This is a genomic window from Cupriavidus sp. 05L411 (genome assembly GCF_056398045.1).
The window spans coordinates 12,159-37,495 of the sequence record NZ_JBFTOQ010000010.1 but is presented as its reverse complement, the minus strand read 5'-3'; the positions used below and the strand labels follow the sequence as shown (position 1 = coordinate 37,495).

Here is a 25,337-nt window from a genome sequence, read left to right as displayed (position 1 = left end):
GAAACAACCCGGCGGGCCTGGGAGAGGCAAATGGACACACGATTGATGAGCGAGCAGGACATGCAGGACGTCACCGGGAAGAAGCGCCACAGCGCCCAGGCCGCATGGTTCAAGCTGCACTTTGGCCTGACGCCCGTGCAGCGCGCCGACGGCAGGATCATCCTGACTTGGGCGGCATTCGAGGCGCTGCAGGCCAAGCGCGCCGGCGTGCTGCCGGGCGCTGGCGCGAGCATCGCCCACCGGCCCGCCCTGGTCCCCTTGAGGAAGGCGGCATGAACGCACGACGCAGAACCAGGGCTGATGGCCTCCCGAGCCGGGTCTACGTCCGCTATGGCAGTTACCACTGGGTCAGAAACACCGACCAAAAGTGGATCAAGCTTTGCCGCGTCGACGACGGCCAAACTCGGATGTACGAACGGCTGGCCGAGGAAAAACGGAAGACCGAGGTGGACGGCGACGAAGGGAGCATGTCCCGGCTCGTGGCCGTCTACATGGACCAGACCGAGAAGGAATATGCCGACTCGTTCCGGGTGGAGTGGCGCCGGCGCGGGGAGGAAATCCGGAAGGCATTCAAGCAGTACTCCATCGAGCAGGTCGACCCGGGCGCCGTGGAGGATTTCCTCCTGCATAACTGGCCTGACAAGCTGCCGACCCAGACTGCCATGAAGGGCTGGCTGTCCAAGTTCTTCAGCTGGGCCGTGCGCCGGCGGCATGTGCCGCTGAATCCATGCCGCGAGATCACCCTGAAGAAGCCGAAGCTGCGGACGACTTACATCCCGCACGGCCACTTCCTGGCCATTCGCGCTGCTCTCTCCACCTACACCTACACGAAGAAGATCAAGGGGAAAGAGCAGACGATCGCAGCTAAGGTGCCCACAGGCCCGGAGATGCAGGTGTTCGTCGACCTGTGCTATCTGACGTGCCAGCGATCCACTGAGATCCGGCTGTTGCGCTGGAGCCAGGTCGACCGGGAAGGCAAGGTGATTCACTTCGTACCGACCAAGACCGAAGACAGCACGGGCGAGGCAGTCGACTGGCCGATCACCCCTGAGATTGCGGAAGTGCTGCGGCGCGCCAAAGCGCTACGCCGGGCTGTGAAGGTTCAGGCGCTCGCGGACGACTTTGTGCTGGTCGACAGGAAGGGAAAGCCGAAGACCGCGGCGGCGTGCCGGGATGCGTGGCGCGATGCGATCTTGCGTGCCAGGATCGGCGAGGTGGACTACACGGTGAAGGACATCCGGGCAAAGGCGCTCACGGATGCAAAGAAGGCGGGCTACGACATCGACGCCCTGCAGGTCGCTGGCGCCCACGCGGATCGGGCAACAACCGAGGGGTACATTAAGCAGCGTGACGTCCCGGTTTCAACGGTCCGTTTGCACCTTCCCGTTGCTTGATATTGGATGTCATCCAATAAGACGATTTAAATCGCTACCCTGCGCAGAAAAGAAAAAACCCGCTAGACGTTGATCTAGCGGGTTCTTAATACTGGTCGGGGCGAGAGGATTTGAACCTCCGACCACCTGCACCCCATGCAGGTACGCTACCAGGCTGCGCTACGCCCCGAGAGAAAAAGATTATATCAGAAGCTTTTTAAAAATGGCTAGTCATTAGTGCACTTTTTATTCGTGCTTCGCGATCTGTTGAAGCTGCGCGAGCAGGTGCTGCACTTCCACCAGTTCGTTGCGCAGGTTGTTGAGGTCGAGCGAAAAAACCGGCGCTTCACCGGCGGCTTCCGCAGCCAGCGCTTGCACGTCTTCGGCGGCGGCTTGGCTGTGCTGCCGCCCTTCGTCAAGGCGATTGCGGGCACCGTTGATCGTGAAGCCCTGCTCGTACAGCAGGTCGCGGATGCGCCGGATCAGCAGGACCTCATGATGCTGGTAGTAACGCCGGTTGCCGCGTCGCTTGACGGGCTTGAGTTGCGTGAACTCCTGCTCCCAGTAGCGCAGCACATGCGGCTTGACGGCGCAAAGCTCGCTGACTTCCCCAATGGTGAAGTAGCGTTTGGCGGGAATCGGCGGCAACAAGATGCGTTCGCTGGATCGTTCCGACATACGGTGAATGGGCGGGCTTCAGGCCGTGCCGGGAGAGGTTGTGGTGCCCGCGCGGGCTAGCGCGCAAACAAGCGTGATACAGGGATTCAGCAGGATAACGAGTCGTCGTGCTGCTGGCAAACGATCAGCCGGGCACCGGCACCAGGCCAGCACGCTCTTCCACCAGGCCCTTGAGCTTCTGGCTGGCATGGAACGTCACCACGCGTCGCGCCGTGATAGGAATGATCTCGCCCGTCTTGGGATTGCGGCCGGGACGTTGCGGCTTGTCGCGCAGCTGGAAATTGCCGAAGCCGGAGAGCTTGACGCTGTCGCCCTGTTCCAGCGCTTCGCGAATCACGTCGAAGAATGCTTCGACCATGTCCTTGGACTCGCGCTTGTTGAGGCCGACCTGGTCGAACAGCATTTCAGCGAGCTCGGCCTTGGTAAGGGTCGGCACTTCGGCAACGCGAGCGTCGGAAGTATCGTCGTCGAGCGAGGCTGCCTGGCGGTCGCCTGCTTCACCCATTGCAGAGGCCATGAGATACGCGTGTCGATCGTTCATTGTCATTCAGTGTGGCGATCCGCCCGGATGCGGAAGTCCGGGCGCTCCATTGTCATGTCAGCTGGTGGATCAGCCGCGCATCCGCGCCTGGAATGCAGCGCCGGCGGCTTCGACCATGCAACGCACCGCGCTGTCGACGGTTTCGTCCTGGAGGGTCGCCCCAGTATCTTGCAAGGTCAAGCGGAACGCAAGGCTTTTCTCGTCCGCGCCAATGGCCGCCGAAGCCGCCTTCGGACGGAACTCGTCGAACAGCACCAGGCTCTGGCAATAGCGGGGGGAACCCTGTTTTTCCAGGGCTTCGCGCATGGCGTCGAGCAGGTCCTGCACGCGCACCGACTGCTTTACCACCAGCGCCAGGTCGCGTACGGCGGCCGGGAACTTGGAGATTTCGGTGTAGCCGGGCAGGCCCACTTCACGCAGCGCCTGCAGGTCCAGTTCGAACACGACCGGCGCTTGCGTCAGTTCGTACTCCTGCAGCCAGCGCGGATGCAGTTCGCCGATCACGCCGGCAACCTTGCCGTCGATCACCACTTGCGCGGCGCGGCCTGGATGCAGCGCGGGATGCGATACCGGCTCGAAGCGCGCAACGCGCGGGAACAACAACGCCTCGACATCGCCCTTGACGTCGAAGAAGTCCACCGGGCGGGCGGCGATGCCCCACTGCTCCTCGAAGGCCGGGCCGTAGGCAATGCCGCCTGCAACCATCGGCTGGCGATAGCCGGCCACCGTCAGGCCGCCATCGGCAACCGAGGCGTCGCGATGGAACACGCGGCCCACTTCAAACATCCGCACACGCGATGCCTTGCGGTTGAGGTTGTAGCGCACCTTGTCGAGCAGGCCACCGATCAGCGTGGAACGCATTACCGCCAGTTGGCTGGCGATCGGGTTCAGCAGGCGGATCGGGTTGTCGTTGCTGGCGAAGTCGCGCTCCCACTTCTCTTCGACGAAGGCGAAGTTGATCACCTCCTGGTAGTCGCGCGCGGCAATCGCGTGGCGCACCGCATGGGTTGAGCGGCGGGCTTCGTCGGTCGGGCGCATCTCGCTTTCGGCGATCGGCGGGCGTGCCGGGATACGCTCGAAGCCGTAGATGCGGGCCACTTCCTCGATCAGGTCTTCTTCGATCTCGATATCGAAGCGATAGCTCGGCGGCGTGACCACGAACACTTCGCCGTCCGCGCCTTGCTCGCGGGTGAACGGCAACTGCAGGCGCTGGAACACATCGGCGACGACCGCAGACGACAGCTCGATGCCAAGCACGCGCTCGGCACGCGCCACGCGCAGTCGCACCGGCATGCGTTGCGGCAGGTTGACAATCTGATCGTCGACCGGGCCGGCCTGGCCACCGCAGATCTCGAGGATCAGCGCGCTGATGCGCTCGATATGCTCAACCGTGGTGGCGTAGTCCACGCCACGTTCGAAGCGATGTCCGGCATCGGTCGAGAAGTTGAAGCGGCGCGAGCGGCCCTGGATGGCTTCCGGCCACCAGAAGGCGGCTTCGAGGTAGATGTTGGTGGTGTCGAGCGTCACAGCGGTGCTGTCGCCGCCCATGATGCCGGCCAGGCTCTCGATCTCCTTGTCGTCGGCAATCACGCCGACCTGCTCGTCGAGCTCCACGGTATTGCCGTTGAGCAGCTTGAGCTGCTCGCCCTTGCGGCCCCAGCGCACATCCAGCCCGCCGTGGATCTTGTCCAGGTCGAAGACGTGCGAGGGGCGGCCGAGCTCGAGCATCACGTAGTTGGAGATGTCGACCAGCGCGGAGATGCTGCGCTGCCCTGCCCGCTCCAGGCGCTGCACCATCCATGCCGGCGTGGCCGCGTGCGCGTTCACGCCGCGAATCACACGGCCCGAGAAACGGCCGCACAGGTCAGGGGCGGAAATCTTCACCGGCAGCTTGTCGGCCAGCGTCACGGCAACCGGCTTCATCTCCGGCAGGCGCAGCGCGGCACCGGTCAGCGCGGCGACTTCGCGCGCCACGCCGTGGATCGACAGGCAGTCGGCCTTGTTGGGAGTGAGCTTGATGACGAAGACCTGGTCATCCAGGTCCAGGTACTCGCGAATGTCCATGCCGATCTTGGCATCTTCGGGCAGGAGCATCAGGCCCCCGTGGTCCTCCGACAGCTTGAGCTCGCGCGCCGAGCAGAGCATGCCGAAGCTGTCCACACCGCGCAGCTTGCCCACCTTGATCTCGAACGGCTTGCCGCCCGCCTCGGACGGCGGCAGCACCGCGCCGACCAGCGCGCAAGGCACCAGGACGCCGGGCGCCACATTGGGCGCGCCGCAAACGATCTGCAGGGTCTCGCCGGTGCCGGCATCGACCTGGCAAACGTTGAGACGGTCCGCGTTGGGATGGCGCTCGGTGGAAAGCACGCGCGCCACCACCACCTTGTTGAAAGGCGGCGCGACCGGGCCGACCTCTTCCACTTCCAGCCCGGCCATGGTCAGGCTGTGCGAGAGCGCATCGGTGGAAATCTTGTCGGGATTGACGAAACTGCGAAGCCAGGATTCCGAGAATTGCATGGCGCTTCTGATCCGGTAAGTATTCTGTTCTGGGGTGTCGGTGACGATGTGCTCTGGCGCGGATACGCGCCTCAGGCGAACTGGCGCAGGAAACGCGCGTCGCCTTCGAAGAACAGGCGCAGATCGTTGATGCCGTAGCGGAGCATGGTCAGGCGTTCAAGGCCGGAACCGAAGGCAAAGCCGATATAGCGCTCGGGGTCCAGGCCCATATTGCGCAGCACATTGGGGTGCACCTGGCCCGAGCCGGAAATCTCCAGCCACTTGCCGTTGCCGAAGGCCATGTCGATTTCCGCCGACGGCTCGGTGAACGGGAAGTACGAGGGGCGGAAACGCACCTGGATGTCATCACGCTCGAAGAACTTGCGCAGGAAGTCCGTGTACACGCCCTTGAGGTCCGCAAAGCTCACGTCATCGCCAATCCACAGGCCTTCGACCTGGTTAAACATCGGCGAGTGCGTGGCGTCGCTGTCGACGCGGTAAGTACGGCCGGGGCAGATCACCTTGATCGGCGGCATCTCGCGGCCCTTGTACTTCTCCACGTGCATGCGCGCGTAGCGCACCTGCATCGGGCTGGTGTGGGTACGCAGCAGCAGCAGCTTGCCGTCGCTATCACGGCCGTCCACATAGAAGGTGTCCTGCATCGAACGGGCCGGATGATTGTCCGGGTTGTTCAACGCGGTGAAGTTCATCCAGTCCGTTTCGATTTCGGGGCCATCGGCCACATCGAAGCCCACCGAGCCGAAAATCTGCTCGACCCGCTCCCAGGTGCGCATCACCGGGTGCAGGCTGCCACGGGCAACCGCGCGGCCCGGCAGCGTGACGTCGATGGCTTCGGCGGCCAGCCGCACGTTCATCAGCGCATCGGCCAGCGCCTGGCGGCGTGCCTGCAGCGCAGCCTCGACCTGCTGCTTGGCCTGGTTGATGCGCGCGCCTTCGCTCTTGCGCGTTTCCGGGTCCAGCTTGCCGAGGCTCTTGAGCAGCTCGGTGAGCGCACCGGTCTTGCCGAGAAAGCGGGCTTTTTCGTTTTCCAGCGTGGCGTTGTCGTTGGCTGCAGCGAAGGCGGCCTGGGCGTCGGCGACGATTTGATCCGGATCCAGAGACATGGCGGCGGTCGGCGATAAATTTGGCGTCCGGGTCACGCTGGGCCCGGGCGTGGGTTGGCACTAAGTGCGATGTAGGTGCAGAGTCCGCGCGGCACCGGGGGCGGCGCGGGCTTCGTTTCGGATGTCGTCTTGCATCGAACCGGGAACGGCGCGAAACGGTATCCGAAATGAAAACGGGGCTCGGTGAGGAGCCCCGTTTCTGCAGGTCCGGCCGAACCGCCATCACGGCGACAAGCGCTGTTCAGGCAAATTCGGCGGAAATGCTGTCGACCTTGCGGTCGGTGCTTGCCCGGGGTGCCACACTAGACACTAGCGTGGCACCCCGGAGCCGGCATCAGGCAACGGTGGCTTTCACCTGGTTGACGATGGCGGCAAAGGCAGGCTTGTCATGAATAGCCATGTCCGACAGCACCTTGCGGTCCAGCTCAATCGAAGCCCGCTTCAGGCCGTTCATGAACACGCTGTAGGTCATGCCATGCTCACGCGAAGCAGCATTGATACGCGCAATCCAGAGAGCGCGGAACACGCGCTTCTTGTTGCGGCGATCGCGGTATGCGTACTGACCAGCACGCATGACCGCCTGCTTGGCGATACGGTAGACGTTATTGCGACGACCGCGGAAACCCTTGGCGGCGACGATGACTTTCTTATGGCGGGCCCGTGCAGTGACCCCACGTTTTACTCGAGGCATGTAATGCTCCTTTCGTTTTCGTTAGGGTTATGCGTAAGGCATCATTGCGCGAACGGCCTTCAGGTTCGTCTCATGGACGTCCTGGGTGCCGCGCAACTGGCGCTTATTCTTGGTGGTCTTCTTGGTCAAGATGTGACGCTTGAAGGCCTGGCCACGCTTGAACGAACCATTCGGACGCGCAGTAAAGCGCTTGGAGGCGCTTTTCTTGGTCTTCATCTTCGGCATGAAATACTCCAGCTTCTATGACATGCATGCAGGTGGCCAGCTAGCGCCGACACTTGCAAAACCCGCATCCACTTATTGTTGCGCTAAAGCCGCGTGCGGCCTCTGCGCTGCTTTCGCACGACGCCGCGCCCGGAGGGATTCCCCTCCGGGCCGCAGCGACGCGCAAAATCTTACTTCTTCTTCTTGGGAGACAGCACCATCACCATCTGGCGGCCTTCCATCTTCGGCATCTGCTCGACCTGGCCAACTTCTTCCAGGTCCGCCTTCAGGCGTTCGAGCACACGCGCGCCGATTTCCTGGTGCGCCATCTCACGGCCGCGGAAACGCAGCGTGATCTTGGTCTTGTCGCCGTCTTCGAGGAAGCGCTTCAGGTTGCGCAGCTTGACGTTGTAGTCGCCATCATCCGTACCCGGCCGGAACTTGACTTCCTTGACCTGGATGATCTTCTGCTTCAGCTTGGCGTCGTGCGCGCGCTTGGCTTCCTCGTACTTGAACTTGCCGTAATCCATGATACGGGCAACCGGCGGCACCGCTGTAGGAGCGATTTCCACCAAGTCCAAGTCCTTATCCTCAGCCAGGCGGAGCGCGTCCATGAACTTGACGATGCCGAGCTGCTCGTTATCAACCCCGACCAAGCGCAATTCGGGTGCGCTGATTTCGCGATTGATGCGATGACCTTTGTCTGTAGCGATGTTGCGTTACCTCAAGAAGACAAAAAACAAGCCGTGCTCATCCCATCAGGCTTTGCTGGCAACGTCCTGTTGCAGACGCTCCACAAACGCGGAAACGGACATCACGCCCAGATCCACGTTGCCACGGGCACGCACGGCCACTTGACTGGCATCCCGTTCTTTGTCGCCCACTACCAGGAGGTAGGGAATCTTCTGAAGGGAATGCTCGCGGATTTTATACGTAATTTTCTCGTTACGCAAATCCGCCTTAGCCCTAAATCCTTGTTTTTGCAGCAGTTGCACGACGTTTTCGGCATATTCCGCCTGCGAGTCGGCAATATTCAGCACCAGGACCTGCTCCGGCGCCAGCCAGGCGGGCAGCGCGCCGGCGTGGTTTTCCAGCAAGATGCCCAGGAAGCGCTCGAAAGAGCCCAGGATGGCCCGATGCAGCATGACCGGGCGCTTGCGCGAGTTGTCTTCGGAGACGTACTCGGCATCCAGGCGCTCCGGCAGCACCAGGTCCAGCTGCAGCGTGCCACATTGCCAAGACCGGCCGATGGCGTCCTTGATATGGTATTCCACCTTCGGGCCGTAGAAGGCGCCCTCGCCCGGCAGCTCCTCCCACTCCACGCCGCAGGCGCGCAGCGCCAGGCGCAGGCCTTCCTCGGCGTGATCCCAGACCTCGTCCGAACCGGCGCGCTGATCCGGGCGCAGCGACAACTTGACCGCGATGTCCTTGAAGCCGAAATCGTCGTACACGGAGAACGCCAGCTCGTTGAAAGCCTTGGCCTCCGCGACGATCTGCTCTTCCGTGCAGAAAATGTGCGCATCATCCTGCACAAAGCCACGTACGCGCATCAGCCCGTGCAGCGCGCCGGAGGGCTCGTTGCGATGGCAGGCGCCGAACTCAGCCAGGCGCAGCGGCAGGTCGCGGTAGGAGCGCAGGCCGTGATTGAAAATCTGCACATGGCCGGGGCAGTTCATCGGCTTGATCGCGTAGTCGCGCTTCTCCGACTCCGTGACGAACATGTTCTCCTTGTAGTTCTGCCAGTGACCTGACTTCTCCCACAGCGAACGATCCATCACTTGCGGCGTGCGCACTTCTTCATAGCCGGCCTGCGTCAGGCGGCCACGCATGTACTGCTCCACCGCTTGCCACACCTGCCAGCCCTTCGGGTGCCAGAACACCATGCCCGGCGCCTCTTCCTGCAGGTGGAACAGGTCGAGCAGCTTGCCCAGCTTGCGGTGGTCGCGCTTCTCGGCCTCTTCCAGCATGTGCAGGTAGGCTTCCTGGTCTTCCTTCTTGGCCCAGGCCGTGCCATAGATACGCTGAAGCATCTCGTTCTTGGCGTCGCCGCGCCAGTAGGCACCCGCCACCTTCATCAGCTTGAAGACCTTGAGCTTGCCCGTGGACGGCACGTGCGGGCCGCGGCAGAGGTCGACGAACTCGCCTTCGCGATACAGGCCGATCTCCTGGTCCTGCGGGATCGAGGCGATGATCTCGGCCTTGTACTTCTCGCCCATCGACTCGAACAGCTTCACGGCTTCGTCGCGGCTCCAGACTTCGCGCGTTACCTTCTCGTCCTTCTTGGCGAGCTCGGCCATCTTCTTCTCGATGGCGACCAGGTCCTCGGGCGTGAACGGGCGCTTGTAGGCGAAGTCGTAGTAGAAGCCGTTTTCGATCACCGGGCCGATCGTCACCTGCGCCTCGGGATACAGTGCCTTGACAGCGTAGGCCAGCAAGTGCGCCGTCGAGTGACGGATCACATCAACGCCATCGGCATCCTTGTCCGTGACGATGGCGAGAGCCGCATCGCGCTCGATGAGGAAGCTGGTGTCGACCATCTGCCCGTCCACCTTGCCCGCCAGGGCAGCCTTGGCCAGGCCCGAGCCAATGCTCTGCGCCACTTCGGCCACCGTTACCGGGCCGGGGAATTCGCGTCGGGAACCATCCGGCAGCGTGATTGCGATCATCTTGCACCTCATCAGAAATCCACCCGCCGGGGCCCAAACCGCCGGCAAGCGAATAAAAAGCATCTTGTAGCGCCCGGCTCATGCCTTTCGTGAAACCAGCATGAGCCAGGCAGCGGGGACTTCGCTCGGATCCACCCACGGGCGACCGAGCAGGATAGCAGGGAGCCAATAAGCGACAGACGAAAAAAAACGCAGCCAAGGCTGCGTTGTTTTTCGATTTAACCCCAATCCACCGGGTCCGAAGGCGCACCTCGACTACTGTCGCTAATTAGCGGTAGTAGTTCGCTGTGTCTTGAACATGGCGCCTTTTCCGTTCCAGGTTATCGGGATCAACCGGACTGCTTCGGTACTTCTTACTGCTATGCGTTGGTAGGCTCGATTGGACTCGAACCAACGACCCCCACCATGTCAAGGTGGTGCTCTAACCAGCTGAGCTACGAGCCTATGGTACTGCTTGAAACTAACCGCTGTATGCGCCTGCTGCACTGCGCCTACGTCTTACTGCTTGTTCGTTGGTAGGCTCGATTGGACTCGAACCAACGACCCCCACCATGTCAAGGTGGTGCTCTAACCAGCTGAGCTACGAGCCTACGGAGAACGAAAGTATAGCATCACTTTCTTTTCGCTTGCAAGACCCCCACCACATCTTCGATTAAACCAAGTGCGCGCTGCAACTGCGTGGCCTCGGAAACCTCGGCGGTGAACTGCATCCGCGCGACGCCCTTGCTCGACAACGTCTTCACGCCAGTGACGTTGATCTTCTCGCGCGACAGCACTTCGGAGATGTCACGCAGCAGCCCTTGCCGGTCGATCGCCTCCACGTGGATGTCCACCGGATAGACGGCATCGCTGCGCTTGCCCCACTCGGTATGGATCACGCGCTCCGGCGCACGCGCCGAGAGCTGCCCGAAGGTGTGGCAGGTGCGGCGATGGATCGAGACGCCGCGCCCGCGCGTGACGAAGCCCACGATCTCGTCCGGCGGCGCCGGCTTGCAGCATTTGGACATCTGCGTGAGCAGCGAATCCACGCCCACCACCAGCACACCGCTCTTGGCGCCGCGCGCCACGCTGGTGGCGCGGCTCTTCTTGGTGACGGCCTCTTCCTCGCTCTGCACCACCGCGGCTTCGCCCTCGGGGTGCCGCAGCGCCTGCTCCACATGGCGCAGGCTGAACTCATCCTTGGCAACCGCGGCGAACAGGTCGTCCGGCGTCTTGAAGCCCAGCCGCGTGGCAAGGTCATCCAGGTTGACAGCGGTCTTGCCCTCGCGCTGCAAGGTCTTGTCGATCAGCGCGCGGCCTTGCGACATGGTCTCCTGCGAATCCAGCGCGTTGAACCAGGCGCGCACCTTGGCGCGCGCGCGCGGGCTGGCCAGGTAGCCCAGCTCTGCGTTGAGCCAGTCGCGTGACGGGCCACCCTGCTTGACGGCGATGATATCCACCGTCTGCCCGTTCTTGAGCGGCGTGTTCAGCGGCACCATGGTGCCATCCACGCGCGCGCCGCGGCAGCGATGGCCCAGGTCCGTATGCAGGTAGTACGCGAAATCCACCGGCGTAGCGCCCTGCGGCAACGCCACCACGCGCGCCTGCGGCGTCAGCACATAGATGTGGTCGTCGATGGCCGCGTGCTTGAGCTGCTCCCACGGCGACTCGTCGTGCGCAACCGAATGATCGGCGTCGTCCTTCCACGCCAGCAACTGGCGCAGCCACGCGATCTTCTCGTCGTAGCGCTCGCTGGCGGAGAACTGGCCGCTATAGCCCTTGCTGCCCGCTTCCTTGTAGCGCCAGTGCGCGGCCACGCCGTACTCGGCGAAGTGATGCATCTCCTGGGTGCGGATCTGCACCTCGAAGGCGCGCCCGTCGTCGCCGATCACCACCGTGTGCAGCGACTTGTAGCCGTTCGACTTGGGCCGGGAAATGTAGTCGTCGAACTCACGCGGGATCGGCTGCCAGATATGGTGCACGATGCCCAGCACGGTGTAGCAATCCTTGATGTCGTCAACGATCACGCGGAAGGCGCGCACATCGTAGAGATCGGCAAAGTCGAGTTCCTTGCCGCGCATCTTCTTCCAGATGCTGTAGATATGCTTGGGCCGCCCGCTCACCTCGGCGCGAATCTCGGCCGACGCCAGTTCGGACTGCAGCCGCGCAATGGCGCTGGCGATATAGCCTTCGCGCTCGATGCGTTTTTCGTCGAGCAATCGCGCGATGCGCTTGTAGGTATCGGGCTGCTCGAAGCGGAACGCCAGGTCCTCCAGCTCCCACTTCATCTGCCAGATCCCGAGCCGGTTGGCCAGCGGCGCGTAGATGTCCAGCGTTTCGCGCGCGACCCCCGGCAGCGGCTGCGCCTTGACCTGCGCCAGCCAACGCAGCGTCTGCAGCCGCGAGGCGAGGCGTACCAGCACCACGCGGATGTCCTGCGCGAAGGCCAGCAGCATCTTGCGCAGCGCCTCCACCTGCTCCTGGCGCGCGGCGATTTCATCCTTGGTGGTTTCGGGCGCGCCGCTGTGGCCCACCGCGATCGCGCCGATACGCAACAACTGCCGCACACCCTTGACCAGCCCCGCTACTTCTTCGCCGAAGAGCGGCTCGATTTCCGCCTCGCTGCCAGGTACGAACGCGGCCAGCGCAAACAGGCAGGCCGCCGCGCGCGCGGCATCGTCGACGCGCAGGCCGTCGAGAATGCGCAGCATGCCCTCGGCATGCGAGAGCACGGTTTCGCCGGTGGGCAGCAATGCGGTGCTGCCGCGCTCGCGCACGAACGCCAGGGCGCGCTCCACCAGCCCGGCATCGGGCGTGCCGGCAATCTGCCCGGTCAGGTCAGTCGACGTCACCATCTCGCTGCCCCAGCCTCACTTGAGCGCGGCGGTGACCACCACTTCGATCAGGTACTGCGGATTGGCCAGGCGAGCCTCCACGGTGGCGCGCGGGGGCGTATGGCCCTGCACCACCCACGCGTCCCAGACTTCGTTCATGATGCCGATCTGGTCGACGTCGGTGAGGAAGATCTGGCACGAGAGAATCCGGCTCTTGTCGCTGCCTGCTTCGTTCAAGAGGCGCTCGATATGGCCCAGCACCTCGCCGGTCTGGCCACGCAGGTCCGCGCCGGGATCGACTTCCGGCACCTGGCCGGCAAGGTAGACCACGCCGTTGTAGATCGCGTATTCGGACAGGCGCTTGCCCACGTGGGCGCGCTTCAGTTCATTGGTACTCATGGCAATACTTTAGTCGTCGGGTAAAACATCAAAATCATCGGTCCGGGCAGCGCTTCTCGCCTCAGGCTGCGCCCAGGAAAAACTGCTTGGCGATGGCCACCTGCGCGGGATCGATGAACGTCGGGGCATGCCCCACATCCAGCACTTCCACAGAAGTCACGTTGCGCCCGCGCGCCACCATCTCCGCCACCGTCTCGCGCGTCAGCAGGTCGGACTGCGCGCCGCGCACCACCAGCGTGGGCGCCTGGATGGCCTCGAACATCTGCCACAGCGCCACTTCGCCCGCGCTCACCTGTTCGGGCGTGGTCTCGCGGAACGGCAGCGCCATCGCCGGATCGTAATGCAAGCCCCACTCCAGGCCTTCGGCGCCCTGCACCGGCTTGAGGATGGCGCCATTGAGCTCGCGCCATTGCTCGGGCGTGTGACGGCCAAAAGACGCGCTGATGGTCTGCAGGTAGGCGAGGCCTTCCTCGAACGTCTTGAAGCGCACCGGCAGGCCCAGGTAGGCACCGATCCGCTCCACCGCCGAGGCGGCGATGCGCGGGCCCACGTCGTTGAGCAGCAGCTTGCGCACCGGCGACTTGGGCAGGCCCGCCAGTCCCATGCCGATCAGGCCGCCCATCGAGGTGCCAAACCAGTCGACCTGCTCGACATTGAGCCGGGCGATCAGGGTGACCATATCGGACACGTACTGCGGCAACACGTAGCGGCGCGGGTCCGCGAGCCAGTCCGAGCGGCCGCGCCCGACCACGTCGGGGCACACCACGCGGTACTCGCCGCACAAGGCGGCGGCCACCGTGTCAAAGTCACGGCCGGTGCGCGTCAGGCCATGCACGCACATCAGCACCCGGGAATTGGTGGGATCGCCCCATTCGTGATAGGCCATGCGGTGAAGACCCGCCGGGCTGATGCACTGGACGAAGCCGAGGCGCGGACTGACTGACGACATCTGAACTCCCTGGCAATACGGTAGCAAGAACGGCGCCGCCGGCATGGTGGCGCCCGGGTTGGGCAAAGCTGGATTGTACGCTGCAGCAGTTACAATGCCACAGCATCGGGGTTCTCGCCGCCATGCCTTTGCCGCTGGCGCGCGACGGGTCCCTCGCGCAGTCCAACTCCAACGTGCAAAGCACTCCGACGAAAGGGCAAACATGCTTAAAGGCAAGACGGCACTGGTCACGGGTTCCACCAGCGGTATCGGGCTCGGCATCGCACAGGCACTGGCCGCCCAGGGCGCCAACATCATCGTCAACGGCTTCGGCGATGCGCAAGCCGCCAAGCGCGAGACCGCGCAGGCCGGCGCGGGCATTCGCGTGGGCTACCACGGCGCGGACATGAGCAAGTCCGCCGAGATCGAGGACATGATGCGCTACGCCGACGCGGAATTCGGCGGCGCCGATATTCTCGTCAACAATGCCGGCATCCAGTACGTGGCCAATATCGAAGACTTCCCGCCCGAGCGCTGGGACGCGATCATCGCCATCAACCTGACCTCCGCCTTCCACACCACCCGCCTCGCCCTGCCTGGCATGAAGCGCAAGGACTGGGGCCGCATCATCAATATCGCCTCCGCCCACGGGCTGGTGGCCTCCGCGCAAAAATCCGCCTACGTAGCCGCCAAGCACGGCATCGTCGGCCTGACCAAGGTCACCGCGCTGGAAACCGCCCAGACCGGCGTAACCGCCAATGCGATCTGCCCGGGCTGGGTGCTGACGCCGCTGGTGCAAAAGCAGGTGGAAGCGCGCGCGCAGAAGGACGGCATTCCCGTGGAGCAGGCCAAGCACGAGCTGGTGATCGAGAAGCAGCCTTCCGGCCAGTTCGTCACGCCCGACGAACTCGGCGCGCTGGCCGTGTTCCTGGCCAGCGACGCGGCCCGCCAGGTGCGCGGCGTGGCCTGGAACATGGATGGCGGCTGGGTGGCGCAATGAGCGCAATGAGCGCAATGAATACAAAGGCACAGAGCATGCAGCGACGCTACGTTCTGCGCGCCCTGACCCTGGGCGCCGCCGCCTCGCTGGGGCTGCGCGCCGGTGCCGGCGCCGCTGCCGCCCCGCTCGCCATCGAGGTATACAAGAGCCCGCAATGCGGCTGCTGCGAGGGCTGGGTCGAGCACCTGCGCGCGAATGGCGTTGCCGTGACCGTGCGCGACGTGGAAGACACCGGCGTCTATCGCGCCCGCTTCGGCATGCCAGAGCGCTTCGGCTCCTGCCATACCGGCCGCATCGCAGGCTATGCGATCGAGGGCCATGTGCCGGCCGCCGACATCAAGCGGCTGGTAGCCAGCAAGCCCAAGGCCGTGGGCCTGGCCGTGCCCGCCATGCCGGTTGGCTCGCCAGGCATGGAACAGGGTAAGCGCAAGGACCCGTTCGATGTCTTGCTGGTCCGCGCGGATGGCGGCGCATCGGTCTTCGCCAGCTACAACAAGCGCGGCACCTGAAGCACCCGGCGCATCTGACAAGGGCGCCCCCGGCGCTGAGAGCAAAAAACCCCGCGAACGCAAGCTCGCGGGGTTTTTTCATTGCGACAGCGCGTATCAGAGCAGCGGAGCGCCCGTCTTGCTCTGGATCTCTTCACGGCTCACGCCCGGCGCGGTCTCCACCAGCTTTAGGCCAGCTTCGGTCACGTCGATCACGCCAAGGTCCGTGATGATGCGATTGACCACGCCCACGCCGGTCAGCGGCAGCGCGCACGACGCCAGGATCTTGATGTCCTCGCTGCCGTCCTTCTTTTTAGCGGTGTGTTCCATCAGSACCACCACGCGGCCGACACCAGCCACCAGGTCCATCGCGCCGCCCATGCCCTTGACCATCTTGCCCGGSAYCATCCAGTTGGCCAGGTCGCCCTTCTCGCTGACCTGCATGGCGCCGAGGATAGCCAGGTTGATATGGCCGCCGCGAATCATCGCGAAGGAATCCGCCGAGGAGAAGATCGACGAGCCCGGCAGCGTCGTCACGGTCTGCTTGCCGGCGTTGATCATGTCAGCGTCGACCTCGGCCTCGGTCGGGAACGGGCCGATGCCCAGCAGGCCGTTCTCGGATTGCAGCCAGACTTCCATGCCTTGCGGCACGTGGTTGGCCACCAGCGTCGGCAGGCCGATGCCCAGGTTCACATAGAAGCCGTCCTGCAGTTCGCTCGCGGCGCGCGCCGCCATTTCGTCACGTGTCCATGCCATGATGATTCTCCTTAGCCCGCGGCACGCACGGTGCGCTGCTCGATGCGTTTCTCGGGGTTGGCGTTCAGCACGATGCGCTGCACGAAGATGCCCGGGGTGTGGACCTCATCCGGATCCAGCGTGCCGGTATCGACCAGGTGCTCGACCTCGACGATGGTGACCTTGCCGGCCATCGCGCACATCGGGTTGAAGTTGCGCGCGGTGCGGCGGAACACCAGGTTGCCGGCGCGGTCTGCCTTGTACGCCTTGACCAGGGCCACGTCAGCGGTCAGCGCTCGTTCCATCACGTACTGCTGGCCATCGAACTCGCGGATTTCCTTGCCGTCGGCCACGATGGTGCCTACGCCGGTCTTGGTGAAGAAGGCCGGGATGCCCGAGCCGCCGGCGCGCAGCTTCTCGGCCAGCGTGCCCTGCGGGGTGAATTCCAGCTCGAGTTCGCCGGCCAGGTACTGGCGCTCGAACTCCTTGTTTTCACCGACGTACGACGAAATCATCTTCTTGATCTGGCGCGTGGCGAGCAGCAGGCCCAGGCCGAAACCGTCAACGCCAGCGTTGTTCGAGATGCAGGTGAGCTGCTTGGCGCCGCTGTCGCGCAGCGCGGCAATCAGCGCCTCCGGGATGCCGCACAGACCGAAACCGCCAACCGCGATCGTCTGGCCGTCGCGAACGACGCCCGCGAGCGCCTCCGCGGCGCTGGCGTAGACCTTGTTCATGTTTGCTCCTTCCTCGGTGATTTCCTGTCATTGCGCCCGCCTCCAGGTGATGCCGGCGAGTCACGCAGGGAAATTGTAACGGTACAATCGGACGGAGATCGTCCAGTTGCCAACCGTCCGACAGCATACGCAAGCGTCGCATCCCGCGCCAATACGTACAATTACATAAGCAAATGCCCGCCATCGACTACCAGACCGCCTTCCAGCTCGCCCCAGTCGGCCTCGTGCTGTCGCGCGAGCGCATGATCGAGGACTGCAACGACGAGCTCTGCCGCATCTTTGGCACCACCCGGGCCGCCATGATCGGCGAATCGTTCCAGGTACTCTATCCCACCGCTGACGAGTTCGAGCGTACCGGCGCGCGCATCGTGCCGATCATGAATGCCAAAGGCACCTACTCCGACGAGCGCATCATGAAGCGCGCCGGGGGCGACCTGTTCTGGTGCCACGTCACCGGGCGCTCGCTGGACCGCCAGCAGCCCTTGGGCGCCGGTATCTGGACCTTCGAAGACCTCTCGCAGAAGCGCCCGGTCACCGCCGAGCTGACGGCGCGCGAACGCGATATCGCCGCGCAGTTGGTTGATGGCAAGACCAGCAAGCAGATCGGCAAGCTGCTCTCCATCAGCCCCCGCACGGTGGACATCTACCGGGCCAGGCTGATGAAGAAGTACAGCGCCCATACCTCGGTCGACCTGGTACAACGCCTGCTCAACCACTAAGGGCGGCGCCCTACGCCATCAGCGCCCGGATTGCCGGCGGCACGGGCACGGATTTCTCGGCCTCGTAGTCGCACCAGACCACCTTGGCGCCGCCTTGCGCGTACACCACATCCGGCTGGTCGATGCGGCGGATCTCCATGCGGGTCTCGAAGCTCGTGCGCCCCAGGTCGCCCGCAAACATCCGGCACTCGATATCCCCGGGATAGCGCAGCTGCTTCAGGAAACTCATGTGGGCGTTGATGATGACTGGCCCGCAACCGCTGGCGTCCTTGCCGCCATGTCCCAGCGACTCGAACCAGGCAATGCGCGCCTGTTCCAGGTAACGGAAGTAGACCGTGTTGTTGACATGGCCCATGGCGTCCATGTCGCCCCAACGGATGGGCATGTGCAGAGTGAATACGGGTTTCATCCGCGTGAGCGTAACACCAGGTGCCCGTCACTTCCATCGGCGGAAACGACGGTTCACACATCGGCACACCCGGAGGGCGGCAGCCTTGGCCTTTGATCAGCCGGGCAAGTTCACCTCGGGCCAATCCGATTCCGCGTTCAGAATTCCCGGCGGGCGCCAGCCGGCGACGGACGCCGCCGGCCTGACAGGCAAATACAGAAAATCGATGGCTTAGCGGCGCACCGGGCGGTCGCTGCCCGCCGAGCCGGGCATGGCGAGGCCGGAATCCGTCAGGGACGATTCCATGCGGCGGATCTGCTGCTGCAGCTGCTCCAGGCGGATACGGGAGGCACGGCTCTCGATTTCCGCGCTCTGCACCTCGATGCGCGCCGCCTTCTGCTCTTCGGCGATACGCTGGCGCTGCGCCTGCATCACGCGCACGTCTTCATTGAGCGCATTGGCACGCGCCTCGGTTTCCTGCAGTGCCTTGTCAAACGCGCGTTTTTGCGATGCCAGCACCTGGCGGCGGATATCGTCATCAGCCCAGACCGCGCTCTGCTGCGTTACCTGGCGGTAAGCCTGTTCCGCCGCCCCGATCGATTCGAAGCGGAAAACCCGCCAGAGATTCTTCTGGTAGAACAGCGCCACATAGCAAACCACCTGATCGTCTGCGAGCATCAGCGTGGTGCCATAGTCGCCGTTGTAGCTGGTGCGCAGCTCGCGCACCGACCTGTCACGCAGGCGCTTCTGCAGCTCCGACACCAACCCCAGCGAAGCCGGCGAGGCCTGCGGCATGCTGCCCGAAGCGGTCAGCGGCGCCGGGGCCACCGACATCGGCACGGGCTCGGCCGCCGCCACGACACCGGAGGCGGACAGCGACAAGGCCAGGCCGATCAGGCTGGCTAGCAAGGGGGCGCGGCAGGAATTATTCAACATGGCGTTCCGGCTGGGACGGGGACGAAATACGGTTCAAGAAATCGGAGTGCATCATGCAGCACTACCCGGCGGCAATGATGCGCAATGCGCACCCCACCGACCGCGGATTGTAACAAGCTTCCCAACAAGGACCGCGTTTTGTCACCATGACGGGATCGGCGGTGCCTTTCCCGCAACAGCCCCACTGGCGTGGGGGAGCGTTAGCGCCACCCCACGCTTTGACGATTGCCAGCCGCTTAGCGCTTGGCGATCGAGGATTCTGCCTTGCTCACCAGATCCACGCCAATCTGCTTCTTCCACTTGTCATAGACCTTGGCCGTGGCCTTGCGGAAGGCATCGTGCTCGGCCGGCGTCAGTTGCGCCACCTTCACGCCGTGGGCCTCCATATCCTTCCAGGCCGGTGCGCCCGCCTCGACCAGGCCCTTGCGGGCCAGCGCCGTTTCCTGCTTGCCGGCGTCAATGGCGGCTTGCTTGACGATCTCGCGGTCGGCCGGCGTCCAGCTTTCCCAGATCTGCCTGTTGACCACGAAGATCAGCGGGTCAGCCACGTAGCCCCAGGTGGTCACGTACTTCTGGCCGACCGTGTAGAGCTTGGCGGCGGCGAACACCGATTGCGGATTTTCCTGACCATCCACTGCGCCCGAGGCCATGGCCGGTTGCGCGTCGGCCCAGCTCATCTGGGTCGGGTTGGCGCCGAGCGCATTGAAGGTCTCGATATACAGCGGCGAGCCCACCACACGCAGCTTCATGCCTTTCAGGTCTTCCGGCTTGCGGATTTCGCGCTTGGAGTTGGAGACTTCACGAAAGCCGTTCTCGCCCCAGGCCAGCGGCACCACGCCGGACTTGTCCAGGGTCGCGAAGATAGACTTGCCGACTTCGCCTTGCGTGAGGGCGTCCAGTGCCTTGTAGTCAGGCATCAGGAACGGCAGCGAGAACAGGTTCAGCTCCTTGACCTGCGGCGACCAGTTGATGGTCGAGCCAACCGCCATGTCGATCACGCCCTGGCGGATCGCCGAGAACTCGCGGGTCTGGTCGCCGGCCACCAGCGAGGTACCCGGGTACAGCTTGATGTTGATGCGGCCGCTGGTGCGCTGGCGCACCAGGTCGGCCCAGATCTCGCCGCCCTTGCCCCACGGGAAGGCCGGGCCGAGCACCAGCGACATCTTGTACTCGGCTTTGTAGCTCTGCGCCATGGCGCCAGCGGGCGCGAGGGCGGCAGCGGCAATGGTGGCTGCCAGCGACAGCATCAGGGCACGACGTTTCATGCGTYCTCTCCTCTCAGGATCTGTTGTGTGTTTCTTATGGGCGACGAGAATTTCAACACCTCAAATAACTCAATAACCCAGGTAGTCAGGCAACCAGGTCGCCAGCGGCGGGAAGGCCAGCACCAGCAGCATGGCGACGAACATCGCCAGCAGCATCCACACCACCCAGGGCACGGTCTCTTCCATGCGCACGCGCGCGATCCGGCACGAGACCATCAGGTTCACCGCCAGCGGCGGCGTGAACTGGCCAAGCGCTACCTTGAGCGTCAGTACCACGCCGAACCAAACCGGGTTCCAATGAAAGGCATTGGCGATCGGCAGCAGCAGCGGCACGAAGATCAGGAAGATCGAGATGCCGTCGAGGAACATCCCCACCGTCATCAGCAAGGCCACGATCAGCGCCAGCACGCCGTATTCGCCCAGCCCGGAATGCGCAATGGCACTGGCCAGCGGATCGATCACGCCCAGCGTGGACAGCGCGTAGGCAAAGATGCCGGCTAGCGCTACCACCAACAGGATCACCGCGGAAGTCTCCGCCGCCTCCTGGAAGATCACGAACAGGTCGCGCATGCCGATGCTGCGGTAGATCACCATGCCGACGAACAGGCCGTACACCACCGCCACCACGGCGGCTTCGGTCGGCGTGAACCAGCCCGCGCGCATGCCGCCCAGGATCAGGAACGGCGCGACCAGGCCCCAGGCCGCTTCGCGCAGGCTCTTCCAGAACGGCGGACGCGGCAGACCGGCTTCGATGGCACCCATATTGTGCTTGCGCGCCAGCCAGACGGCCGGCACGATCAGCGCCACGCCGGCCAGGATGCCCGGGATCATGCCGGCGGCGAACAGCGCCGGCACCGAGGCGCCGGGCACCAGCACGCTGTAGATGATGAAGGCAACGGACGGCGGGATCAGGATGTCGGTCGCGGCGGCAGCGCCGACCACGGCCGCGCTGTACGCGCCGGGATAGCCGGCCCGCGACATCGCAGCGATCATCACCCCGCCCACCGCGGCCGCATTGGCCGGGCCGGAGCCGGAGATGCCGCCCAGGAACATGGCGACCAGGATGGCCACCAGCGGCAGCATGCCCGGACCGCGTCCGACGATGGCAATGGCGAAGGTCACCAGGCGCTGCGCCACGCCGGAACGGTCGAAGATCGAGCCGACCAGCACGAACATCGGGATCGCCAGCAGCGGGTACTTGCCCAGGCCGGCGTAGAAATTCTGCGGCACGGCCAGCAGGCCGAACATCTGTGTGTCCAGGTTGGACAGGCCGATCGCCACCAGGCCGCCAAGCCCCAGCGACACGCCGATCGGCACGCCCAGCATCATCAAGCCCAGGAACACCACGAACAGGATAATGGCAATAAGGGTCATGGCGTGGACTCCGAAGCTGCCGCGCCATCGATGCGCTCGGCATGCAGGGCCTTGAGCGCGCGCAGGTTGCGCACCGCTACGCCGAGCGCCCGCAGCGCGATGGCAGCGGACAGCACCGGCAGCCAGACGGAGTACCACCAGCTCGGCACGCCAATGCCCGGCGAGGTCTCTCCAAACGTGTATTCGTCCCACGCCACGCGAGCGCCCAGCACCGCCAGCGCGATGAACATGACCGCAACGGCTACCGCCGACAGCACCGCCAGGCGCCGCTGCCGCGCCATGCTGCCGCGATCGAAGAAGAATTCAATGCGGATATTGCGGTCGCGCGCCACTGCCGCGCTGCCTGCCACCAGGGCCAGCACGATCATCAGGAAGACCGAGAATTCCTCGGTCCAGGCAAACGATTCATCGGTGAAATAACGGACCACCACGTTGGCGAAGGTGATGCACACCAGCAGCACCATGACGATCACGCCAACCCAGTCTTCAATTCGCGGCGATACCTTGAAGCCGCTGTCCCCTTGCTGGCTGGCGCCAGTCTCGTCCGGCATGGCCGTGACGTGTTTTGGGTCGGCATCGCGCCGCCCCTCCCGATCTGCTTGCATCTCCCCGGCCTCCGGTCCGGTCCGCGCGGCGCCGCTGGCTGCGCACGGATTTTCTCTTTGAATTATGTAAAGACTTAATCTCAAGACATGGCGGATTATGCCAAGACTTGCAGAGCGCGCGGGAACTTTTGCTCCATGCCGCGTCAACAGGCAGTCTTCTGGCCATGGGAATCCGGCAGGCCATCGATTCCGCAGGGTGCCCAAGGGGACCGGATAAGCCCAGGGACCATGAATCGCACGCCCCGCCGCCGCTTTTGGCGCGGGCCAGGGCCAACCTGCCGGCAAGCGCACGCAAGCGCGCGCCGCCCTTCTGACGGCTATACCATGCCGTCGTCGGCGGTAATGATCGCGCCGTTGATGAATGCCGACTGGTCGGACGCCAGCAGCAACAACAGGCCGTCCAGGTCCTCGGGCTTGCCCACGCGCTTGCGGGGCAGCATCTGGACCAGCTTCTGGCCGGCGTCGGTGTCCCAATGGTGGTGATTGATATCGGTGTCGATATAACCGGGGCAGATGGCGTTGACGTTGATGCCATGGCGCGCCCACTCCAGCGCCATCGACTTGGTCATGTGCACCACCGCGGCCTTGCTCATGCAGTACACACCGATCTGCGACAGCACCTTGAGCCCGGCGACCGAAGCAATATTGACGATGCGCGACTGCGGCAGCGGATTGCCGTTCTTCTCGGCGCCCTTGGCGCGCGCAATCATGCGCTTGGCCACTTCCTGCGCCACGAAGAAAGCGCCCCGGGTATTGGTGTCGAAGACGAAATCGAAGTCGTCGGGGGTGACGTCGGTCAGGCGCTGGGTGGTGGAGACGCCCGAGTTATTGACCAGGATGTCGATCGCCCCGGCCTCGGTCTCGGCATGCGCCACCGCGGAGCGCACGCTGTCGTGGTCGGTCACGTCGAGCTGCACCACGTGCGCGCTGCCGCCCTCGGCCTCGATCGCGGCACGCAGCTCCTTGAGCCGCTCGGTACGCCGCGACGCCAGGATGACCTTGGCGCCGGCACTCGCCAGGACATGAGCAAACCGCGTGCCCAGACCGCTTGAAGCGCCTGTCACCAGCGCGACCTTGCCTTCCAGATTGATCGACAAACCCATAATGGCCTCTATGTTCGGGAGCCCCCGGCGCCGCCTGCCATGGCCACGGCCAACGGGCGCTCCTCGCGAAATCTGCCTGCTGAAACCCGAAGGCAGCATATCAAAAAAAAGAACGGTCGTTCCAAAAAAAATCTTGCCTGACCATGGCGAGTCCCGGACAATGCCGGAGATTCTAAGAACTCGGGCCACAAAGGGAAAGAGGAAAAACGCGCATGGCCGCCACGATTTGGCGAGTGCGCCGCCCCGCCCCTGCCCCAAGTTCCCCCCGATCATCGCATCCCCGGTACCACCGAACACGGCATTTCCCACAATTGCGCGCAAGTTGCCAAGAATAGAGGGTTAGAGACAATGAATCAGCAACAGCTCCTGGAGCAGTACGGCCCCCGCGAGGCCATGGAATACGACGTCGTCATCGTTGGCGGCGGCCCCGCCGGCCTGGCAACCGCCATCCGCCTGAAGCAGCTCGCCCAGGAGAAAGGCACCGAGGTCAATGTCTGCGTGCTGGAAAAAGGCTCCGAGCCGGGCGCCCACATCCTGTCCGGCGCCATCATGGACCCGATTGCGCTCAATGAGCTGATCCCCAACTGGAAGGAACTCGGCGCCCCGCTGAACCAACCGGTCGCCGAAGACAAGTTCCTCTTCCTCAACGAAACCGGTTCCAAGGCCACGCCGTCCGCGCTGCTGCCGGAGTGCTTCCACAACCACGGCAACTACATCGTCAGCCTGTCCAACTTCACGCGCTGGCTGGGGCAACAGGCCGAAGGCCTGGGCGTTGAGATCTTCCCGGGCTTCCCGGCTGCCGAGGTGCTCTACAACGACGACGGCTCGGTCAAGGGCGTTGCCACCGGCAACATGGGCATCAACAAGGAAGGCGAGCCGACCGAGAACTTTCAGCTCGGCATGGAGCTGCACGCCAAGTACACCATCTTCGCCGAAGGGTCGCGCGGCCACCTGGGCAAGCAGCTGATCACCAAGTACAAGCTCGACGACGGCAAGGATCCGCAAAGCTACGGCATCGGCCTGAAAGAGCTGTGGGAGATCGATCCCGCCAAGCACCAGCCAGGCCTGGTCGTGCACACCGCCGGCTGGCCGCTGGACCCGGCCACCTACGGCGGCTCCTTCCTGTACCACATGGAAGACAACAAGGTCGCCGTGGGCTTTGTGGTGGGCCTGGACTACACCAACCCCTGGCTCTCCCCGTTCGAGGAGTTCCAGCGCTTCAAGACGCACCCGGAAATCCGCACGTATTTCGAAGGTGGCAAACGCATCAGCTACGGCGCGCGCGCCATCACGGCCGGCGGCCTGCTGTCGCTGCCCAAGACCATATTCCCGGGTGGCGCCCTGGTCGGCTGCGACGCCGGTTACCTGAACGCCTCGCGCATCAAGGGCAGCCACGCTGCCATCAAGACCGGCATGATGGCCGCCGAAGCCGCCTACGATGCGCTGCAGGCCAACCGCCAGCACGACGAACTGACGGCCTACCCGACCGCCTTCGAGAACAGCTGGCTGCACAAGGAACTGCTGCAGGCGAAGAACTTCAAGCAGTGGTTCAAGAAGGGCCGCACCACCGCCACGCTGATGACCGGCATCGAGCAATGGCTGCTGCCCAAGCTGGGCATCCGCAACCCGCCCTGGACCATCCACCGCGAGAAGCCGGACCACGTCTACCTCAAGCCAGCCGCCGAGTGCCCGCAGATCGTCTACCCGAAGCCGGACGGCAAGCTCACCTTCGACCGCCTCAGCTCGGTGTTCATCAGCAACACCAACCATGAGGAAAACCAGCCGGCCCACTTGACGCTCAAGGATGCGAGCGTTCCCGTCAATGTCAACTGGGACAAGTTTGCCGGCCCCGAAAGCCGCTACTGCCCAGCCGGCGTGTACGAGTTCGTGCAAAACGACGACGGCAAGGAACGCCTGCAGATCAATGCGCAGAACTGCGTGCACTGCAAGACCTGCGACATCAAGGATCCCACCCAGAATATCGTATGGGTGACGCCGGAAGGCGGCGGCGGCCCGAACTACGTGGGCATGTAAGTTCGCCGCAGGGCAAGCAAAACGGCACCGGATTCGGTGCCGT

25 protein-coding genes and 3 tRNA genes are annotated in these 25,337 nt (G+C 64.0%); 6 read left to right on the top strand and 22 right to left on the bottom strand.

Going from position 1 to position 25,337, the window contains the following annotated elements; all coding sequences use genetic code 11:
- Window positions 1-30 precede the first annotated feature (30 nt).
- Both AC1DQR_RS14295 and AC1DQR_RS14290 read left to right on the top strand, forming a co-directional pair.
- Entirely contained in the window at window positions 31-276 is a 246-nt protein-coding gene (locus AC1DQR_RS14295) for a DUF4224 domain-containing protein (RefSeq protein WP_477133178.1), read from the top strand.
- Entirely contained in the window at window positions 273-1,394 is a 1,122-nt protein-coding gene (locus AC1DQR_RS14290) for a tyrosine-type recombinase/integrase (protein WP_477133177.1), read from the top strand. The genes AC1DQR_RS14295 and AC1DQR_RS14290 overlap by 4 nt, the downstream gene beginning before the upstream one ends.
- Before the next feature lie 92 nt (window positions 1,395-1,486).
- Here the strand turns inward: AC1DQR_RS14290 and AC1DQR_RS14285 are convergent.
- The 14 genes from AC1DQR_RS14285 to AC1DQR_RS14220 form a co-directional block, all read right to left on the bottom strand.
- Window positions 1,487-1,563: transfer RNA gene (locus AC1DQR_RS14285), tRNA-Pro, on the bottom strand.
- Window positions 1,564-1,619: 56 nt separating this feature from the next.
- Entirely contained in the window at window positions 1,620-2,051 is a 432-nt protein-coding gene (locus AC1DQR_RS14280) for a MerR family transcriptional regulator (RefSeq protein ID WP_416048156.1), read from the bottom strand.
- A 124-nt stretch (window positions 2,052-2,175) separates the two neighbouring features.
- Window positions 2,176-2,592: an integration host factor subunit alpha gene (locus AC1DQR_RS14275; protein WP_183031521.1), complete on the bottom strand. Its 417-nt coding sequence runs from the start codon at window positions 2,590-2,592 to the stop codon at window positions 2,176-2,178.
- 69 nt (window positions 2,593-2,661) lie between these two features.
- Window positions 2,662-5,109, bottom strand: a complete 2,448-nt coding sequence (gene pheT / locus AC1DQR_RS14270; protein WP_477133176.1) for a phenylalanine--tRNA ligase subunit beta — start codon at window positions 5,107-5,109, stop codon at window positions 2,662-2,664.
- Between the two features lie 71 nt (window positions 5,110-5,180).
- The gene (pheS, locus tag AC1DQR_RS14265; RefSeq protein ID WP_416048154.1) at window positions 5,181-6,212 is read right to left on the bottom strand and encodes a phenylalanine--tRNA ligase subunit alpha; all 1,032 of its coding nucleotides are present in this window, start codon (window positions 6,210-6,212) and stop codon (window positions 5,181-5,183) included.
- Between the two features lie 334 nt (window positions 6,213-6,546).
- Window positions 6,547-6,903 carry a 50S ribosomal protein L20 gene (gene rplT / locus AC1DQR_RS14260; RefSeq protein ID WP_006163216.1) on the bottom strand — a complete coding sequence of 119 codons (357 nt, stop codon included), beginning with the start codon at window positions 6,901-6,903 and terminating at the stop codon, window positions 6,547-6,549.
- Window positions 6,904-6,930: 27 nt separating this feature from the next.
- Window positions 6,931-7,128 carry a 50S ribosomal protein L35 gene (rpmI, locus tag AC1DQR_RS14255; RefSeq protein WP_006163215.1) on the bottom strand — a complete coding sequence of 66 codons (198 nt, stop codon included), beginning with the start codon at window positions 7,126-7,128 and terminating at the stop codon, window positions 6,931-6,933.
- A gap of 170 nt (window positions 7,129-7,298) precedes the next feature.
- Window positions 7,299-7,820 carry a translation initiation factor IF-3 gene (gene infC, locus AC1DQR_RS14250; protein ID WP_081488948.1) on the bottom strand — a complete coding sequence of 174 codons (522 nt, stop codon included), beginning with the start codon at window positions 7,818-7,820 and terminating at the stop codon, window positions 7,299-7,301.
- A 45-nt stretch (window positions 7,821-7,865) separates the two neighbouring features.
- Entirely contained in the window at window positions 7,866-9,773 is a 1,908-nt protein-coding gene (thrS, locus tag AC1DQR_RS14245; protein WP_043345032.1) for a threonine--tRNA ligase, read from the bottom strand.
- A 367-nt stretch (window positions 9,774-10,140) separates the two neighbouring features.
- Window positions 10,141-10,217, bottom strand: a tRNA-Val gene (locus AC1DQR_RS14240).
- A gap of 69 nt (window positions 10,218-10,286) precedes the next feature.
- Window positions 10,287-10,363, bottom strand: a tRNA-Val gene (locus AC1DQR_RS14235).
- A gap of 21 nt (window positions 10,364-10,384) precedes the next feature.
- Window positions 10,385-12,607 (bottom strand): RelA/SpoT family protein, encoded by a 2,223-nt coding sequence (locus AC1DQR_RS14230; RefSeq protein ID WP_174422750.1) that lies wholly within the window; start codon window positions 12,605-12,607, stop codon window positions 10,385-10,387.
- A gap of 15 nt (window positions 12,608-12,622) precedes the next feature.
- A complete protein-coding gene (locus AC1DQR_RS14225; protein WP_416048153.1) occupies window positions 12,623-12,985 on the bottom strand; it encodes a RidA family protein in 363 nt (120 codons plus the stop codon).
- A 61-nt stretch (window positions 12,986-13,046) separates the two neighbouring features.
- Window positions 13,047-13,934, bottom strand: coding sequence for an alpha/beta fold hydrolase (locus AC1DQR_RS14220; protein WP_416048152.1), 888 nt, complete (start codon window positions 13,932-13,934; stop codon window positions 13,047-13,049).
- Window positions 13,935-14,136: 202 nt separating this feature from the next.
- Here AC1DQR_RS14220 and AC1DQR_RS14215 point away from each other — a divergent pair, with 202 nt between their 5' ends.
- Window positions 14,137-14,913 (top strand): 3-hydroxybutyrate dehydrogenase, encoded by a 777-nt coding sequence (locus AC1DQR_RS14215; protein WP_416048151.1) that lies wholly within the window; start codon window positions 14,137-14,139, stop codon window positions 14,911-14,913.
- Window positions 14,914-14,948: 35 nt separating this feature from the next.
- Window positions 14,949-15,422 carry a DUF411 domain-containing protein gene (locus tag AC1DQR_RS14210; RefSeq protein WP_416048150.1) on the top strand — a complete coding sequence of 158 codons (474 nt, stop codon included), beginning with the start codon at window positions 14,949-14,951 and terminating at the stop codon, window positions 15,420-15,422.
- Between the two features lie 96 nt (window positions 15,423-15,518).
- Here AC1DQR_RS14210 and AC1DQR_RS14205 read toward each other — a convergent pair whose 3' ends face one another.
- Both AC1DQR_RS14205 and AC1DQR_RS14200 read right to left on the bottom strand, forming a co-directional pair.
- The gene (locus AC1DQR_RS14205; RefSeq protein ID WP_477133175.1) at window positions 15,519-16,157 is read right to left on the bottom strand and encodes a CoA transferase subunit B; all 639 of its coding nucleotides are present in this window, start codon (window positions 16,155-16,157) and stop codon (window positions 15,519-15,521) included.
- Window positions 16,158-16,168: 11 nt separating this feature from the next.
- Window positions 16,169-16,870 (bottom strand): CoA transferase subunit A, encoded by a 702-nt coding sequence (locus tag AC1DQR_RS14200; RefSeq protein ID WP_043345022.1) that lies wholly within the window; start codon window positions 16,868-16,870, stop codon window positions 16,169-16,171.
- A gap of 173 nt (window positions 16,871-17,043) precedes the next feature.
- Here AC1DQR_RS14200 and AC1DQR_RS14195 point away from each other — a divergent pair, with 173 nt between their 5' ends.
- Window positions 17,044-17,589: a PAS and helix-turn-helix domain-containing protein gene (locus tag AC1DQR_RS14195; RefSeq protein WP_043345020.1), complete on the top strand. Its 546-nt coding sequence runs from the start codon at window positions 17,044-17,046 to the stop codon at window positions 17,587-17,589.
- A 10-nt stretch (window positions 17,590-17,599) separates the two neighbouring features.
- Here the strand turns inward: AC1DQR_RS14195 and AC1DQR_RS14190 are convergent, their stop codons facing one another.
- The 6 genes from AC1DQR_RS14190 to AC1DQR_RS14165 form a co-directional block, all read right to left on the bottom strand.
- Window positions 17,600-17,998, bottom strand: coding sequence for an acyl-CoA thioesterase (locus tag AC1DQR_RS14190; protein ID WP_416048149.1), 399 nt, complete (start codon window positions 17,996-17,998; stop codon window positions 17,600-17,602).
- A gap of 210 nt (window positions 17,999-18,208) precedes the next feature.
- Window positions 18,209-18,913, bottom strand: a complete 705-nt coding sequence (locus AC1DQR_RS14185) for a DUF2968 domain-containing protein (RefSeq protein ID WP_416048148.1) — start codon at window positions 18,911-18,913, stop codon at window positions 18,209-18,211.
- A 236-nt stretch (window positions 18,914-19,149) separates the two neighbouring features.
- The gene (locus tag AC1DQR_RS14180; RefSeq protein ID WP_477133174.1) at window positions 19,150-20,178 is read right to left on the bottom strand and encodes a DctP family TRAP transporter solute-binding subunit; all 1,029 of its coding nucleotides are present in this window, start codon (window positions 20,176-20,178) and stop codon (window positions 19,150-19,152) included.
- A 69-nt stretch (window positions 20,179-20,247) separates the two neighbouring features.
- A complete protein-coding gene (locus AC1DQR_RS14175) occupies window positions 20,248-21,552 on the bottom strand; it encodes a TRAP transporter large permease (protein WP_416048147.1) in 1,305 nt (434 codons plus the stop codon).
- A complete protein-coding gene (locus tag AC1DQR_RS14170; RefSeq protein WP_416048146.1) occupies window positions 21,549-22,157 on the bottom strand; it encodes a TRAP transporter small permease in 609 nt (202 codons plus the stop codon). The genes AC1DQR_RS14175 and AC1DQR_RS14170 overlap by 4 nt, the downstream gene beginning before the upstream one ends.
- A gap of 317 nt (window positions 22,158-22,474) precedes the next feature.
- Window positions 22,475-23,260: an SDR family oxidoreductase gene (locus AC1DQR_RS14165; RefSeq protein WP_043345010.1), complete on the bottom strand. Its 786-nt coding sequence runs from the start codon at window positions 23,258-23,260 to the stop codon at window positions 22,475-22,477.
- Between the two features lie 348 nt (window positions 23,261-23,608).
- Between AC1DQR_RS14165 and AC1DQR_RS14160 the strand changes: the two genes are divergently transcribed.
- A complete protein-coding gene (locus tag AC1DQR_RS14160) occupies window positions 23,609-25,294 on the top strand; it encodes an electron transfer flavoprotein-ubiquinone oxidoreductase (RefSeq protein ID WP_416048145.1) in 1,686 nt (561 codons plus the stop codon).
- Window positions 25,295-25,337 lie beyond the last annotated feature (43 nt).

Excerpts from the sequence above, each read along its gene's own strand:
- AC1DQR_RS14220 (WP_416048152.1), bottom strand. The coding sequence starts at position 13,934 with ATGTCGTCAGTCAGTCCGCGCCTCGGCTTCGTCCAGTGCATCAGCCCG.
- AC1DQR_RS14230 (WP_174422750.1), bottom strand. The coding sequence starts at position 12,607 with ATGGTGACGTCGACTGACCTGACCGGGCAGATTGCCGGCACGCCCGAT.
- rplT (WP_006163216.1), bottom strand. The coding sequence starts at position 6,903 with ATGCCTCGAGTAAAACGTGGGGTCACTGCACGGGCCCGCCATAAGAAA.
- AC1DQR_RS14180 (WP_477133174.1), bottom strand. The coding sequence starts at position 20,178 with ATGAAACGTCGTGCCCTGATGCTGTCGCTGGCAGCCACCATTGCCGCT.
- AC1DQR_RS14165 (WP_043345010.1), bottom strand. The coding sequence starts at position 23,260 with ATGGGTTTGTCGATCAATCTGGAAGGCAAGGTCGCGCTGGTGACAGGC.
- thrS (WP_043345032.1), bottom strand. The coding sequence starts at position 9,773 with ATGATCGCAATCACGCTGCCGGATGGTTCCCGACGCGAATTCCCCGGC.
- AC1DQR_RS14280 (WP_416048156.1), bottom strand. The coding sequence starts at position 2,051 with ATGTCGGAACGATCCAGCGAACGCATCTTGTTGCCGCCGATTCCCGCC.
- AC1DQR_RS14295 (WP_477133178.1), top strand. The coding sequence starts at position 31 with ATGGACACACGATTGATGAGCGAGCAGGACATGCAGGACGTCACCGGG.
- AC1DQR_RS14195 (WP_043345020.1), top strand. The coding sequence starts at position 17,044 with ATGCCCGCCATCGACTACCAGACCGCCTTCCAGCTCGCCCCAGTCGGC.
- AC1DQR_RS14210 (WP_416048150.1), top strand. The coding sequence starts at position 14,949 with ATGCAGCGACGCTACGTTCTGCGCGCCCTGACCCTGGGCGCCGCCGCC.
- AC1DQR_RS14290 (WP_477133177.1), top strand. The coding sequence starts at position 273 with ATGAACGCACGACGCAGAACCAGGGCTGATGGCCTCCCGAGCCGGGTC.
- pheT (WP_477133176.1), bottom strand. The coding sequence starts at position 5,109 with ATGCAATTCTCGGAATCCTGGCTTCGCAGTTTCGTCAATCCCGACAAG.
- AC1DQR_RS14160 (WP_416048145.1), top strand. The coding sequence starts at position 23,609 with ATGAATCAGCAACAGCTCCTGGAGCAGTACGGCCCCCGCGAGGCCATG.
- rpmI (WP_006163215.1), bottom strand. The coding sequence starts at position 7,128 with ATGCCGAAGATGAAGACCAAGAAAAGCGCCTCCAAGCGCTTTACTGCG.
- AC1DQR_RS14190 (WP_416048149.1), bottom strand. The coding sequence starts at position 17,998 with ATGAAACCCGTATTCACTCTGCACATGCCCATCCGTTGGGGCGACATG.
- AC1DQR_RS14175 (WP_416048147.1), bottom strand. The coding sequence starts at position 21,552 with ATGACCCTTATTGCCATTATCCTGTTCGTGGTGTTCCTGGGCTTGATG.
- AC1DQR_RS14170 (WP_416048146.1), bottom strand. The coding sequence starts at position 22,157 with ATGCAAGCAGATCGGGAGGGGCGGCGCGATGCCGACCCAAAACACGTC.
- AC1DQR_RS14225 (WP_416048153.1), bottom strand. The coding sequence starts at position 12,985 with ATGAGTACCAATGAACTGAAGCGCGCCCACGTGGGCAAGCGCCTGTCC.
- pheS (WP_416048154.1), bottom strand. The coding sequence starts at position 6,212 with ATGTCTCTGGATCCGGATCAAATCGTCGCCGACGCCCAGGCCGCCTTC.
- AC1DQR_RS14275 (WP_183031521.1), bottom strand. The coding sequence starts at position 2,592 with ATGAACGATCGACACGCGTATCTCATGGCCTCTGCAATGGGTGAAGCA.
- AC1DQR_RS14185 (WP_416048148.1), bottom strand. The coding sequence starts at position 18,913 with ATGTTGAATAATTCCTGCCGCGCCCCCTTGCTAGCCAGCCTGATCGGC.
- AC1DQR_RS14215 (WP_416048151.1), top strand. The coding sequence starts at position 14,137 with ATGCTTAAAGGCAAGACGGCACTGGTCACGGGTTCCACCAGCGGTATC.
- AC1DQR_RS14200 (WP_043345022.1), bottom strand. The coding sequence starts at position 16,870 with ATGAACAAGGTCTACGCCAGCGCCGCGGAGGCGCTCGCGGGCGTCGTT.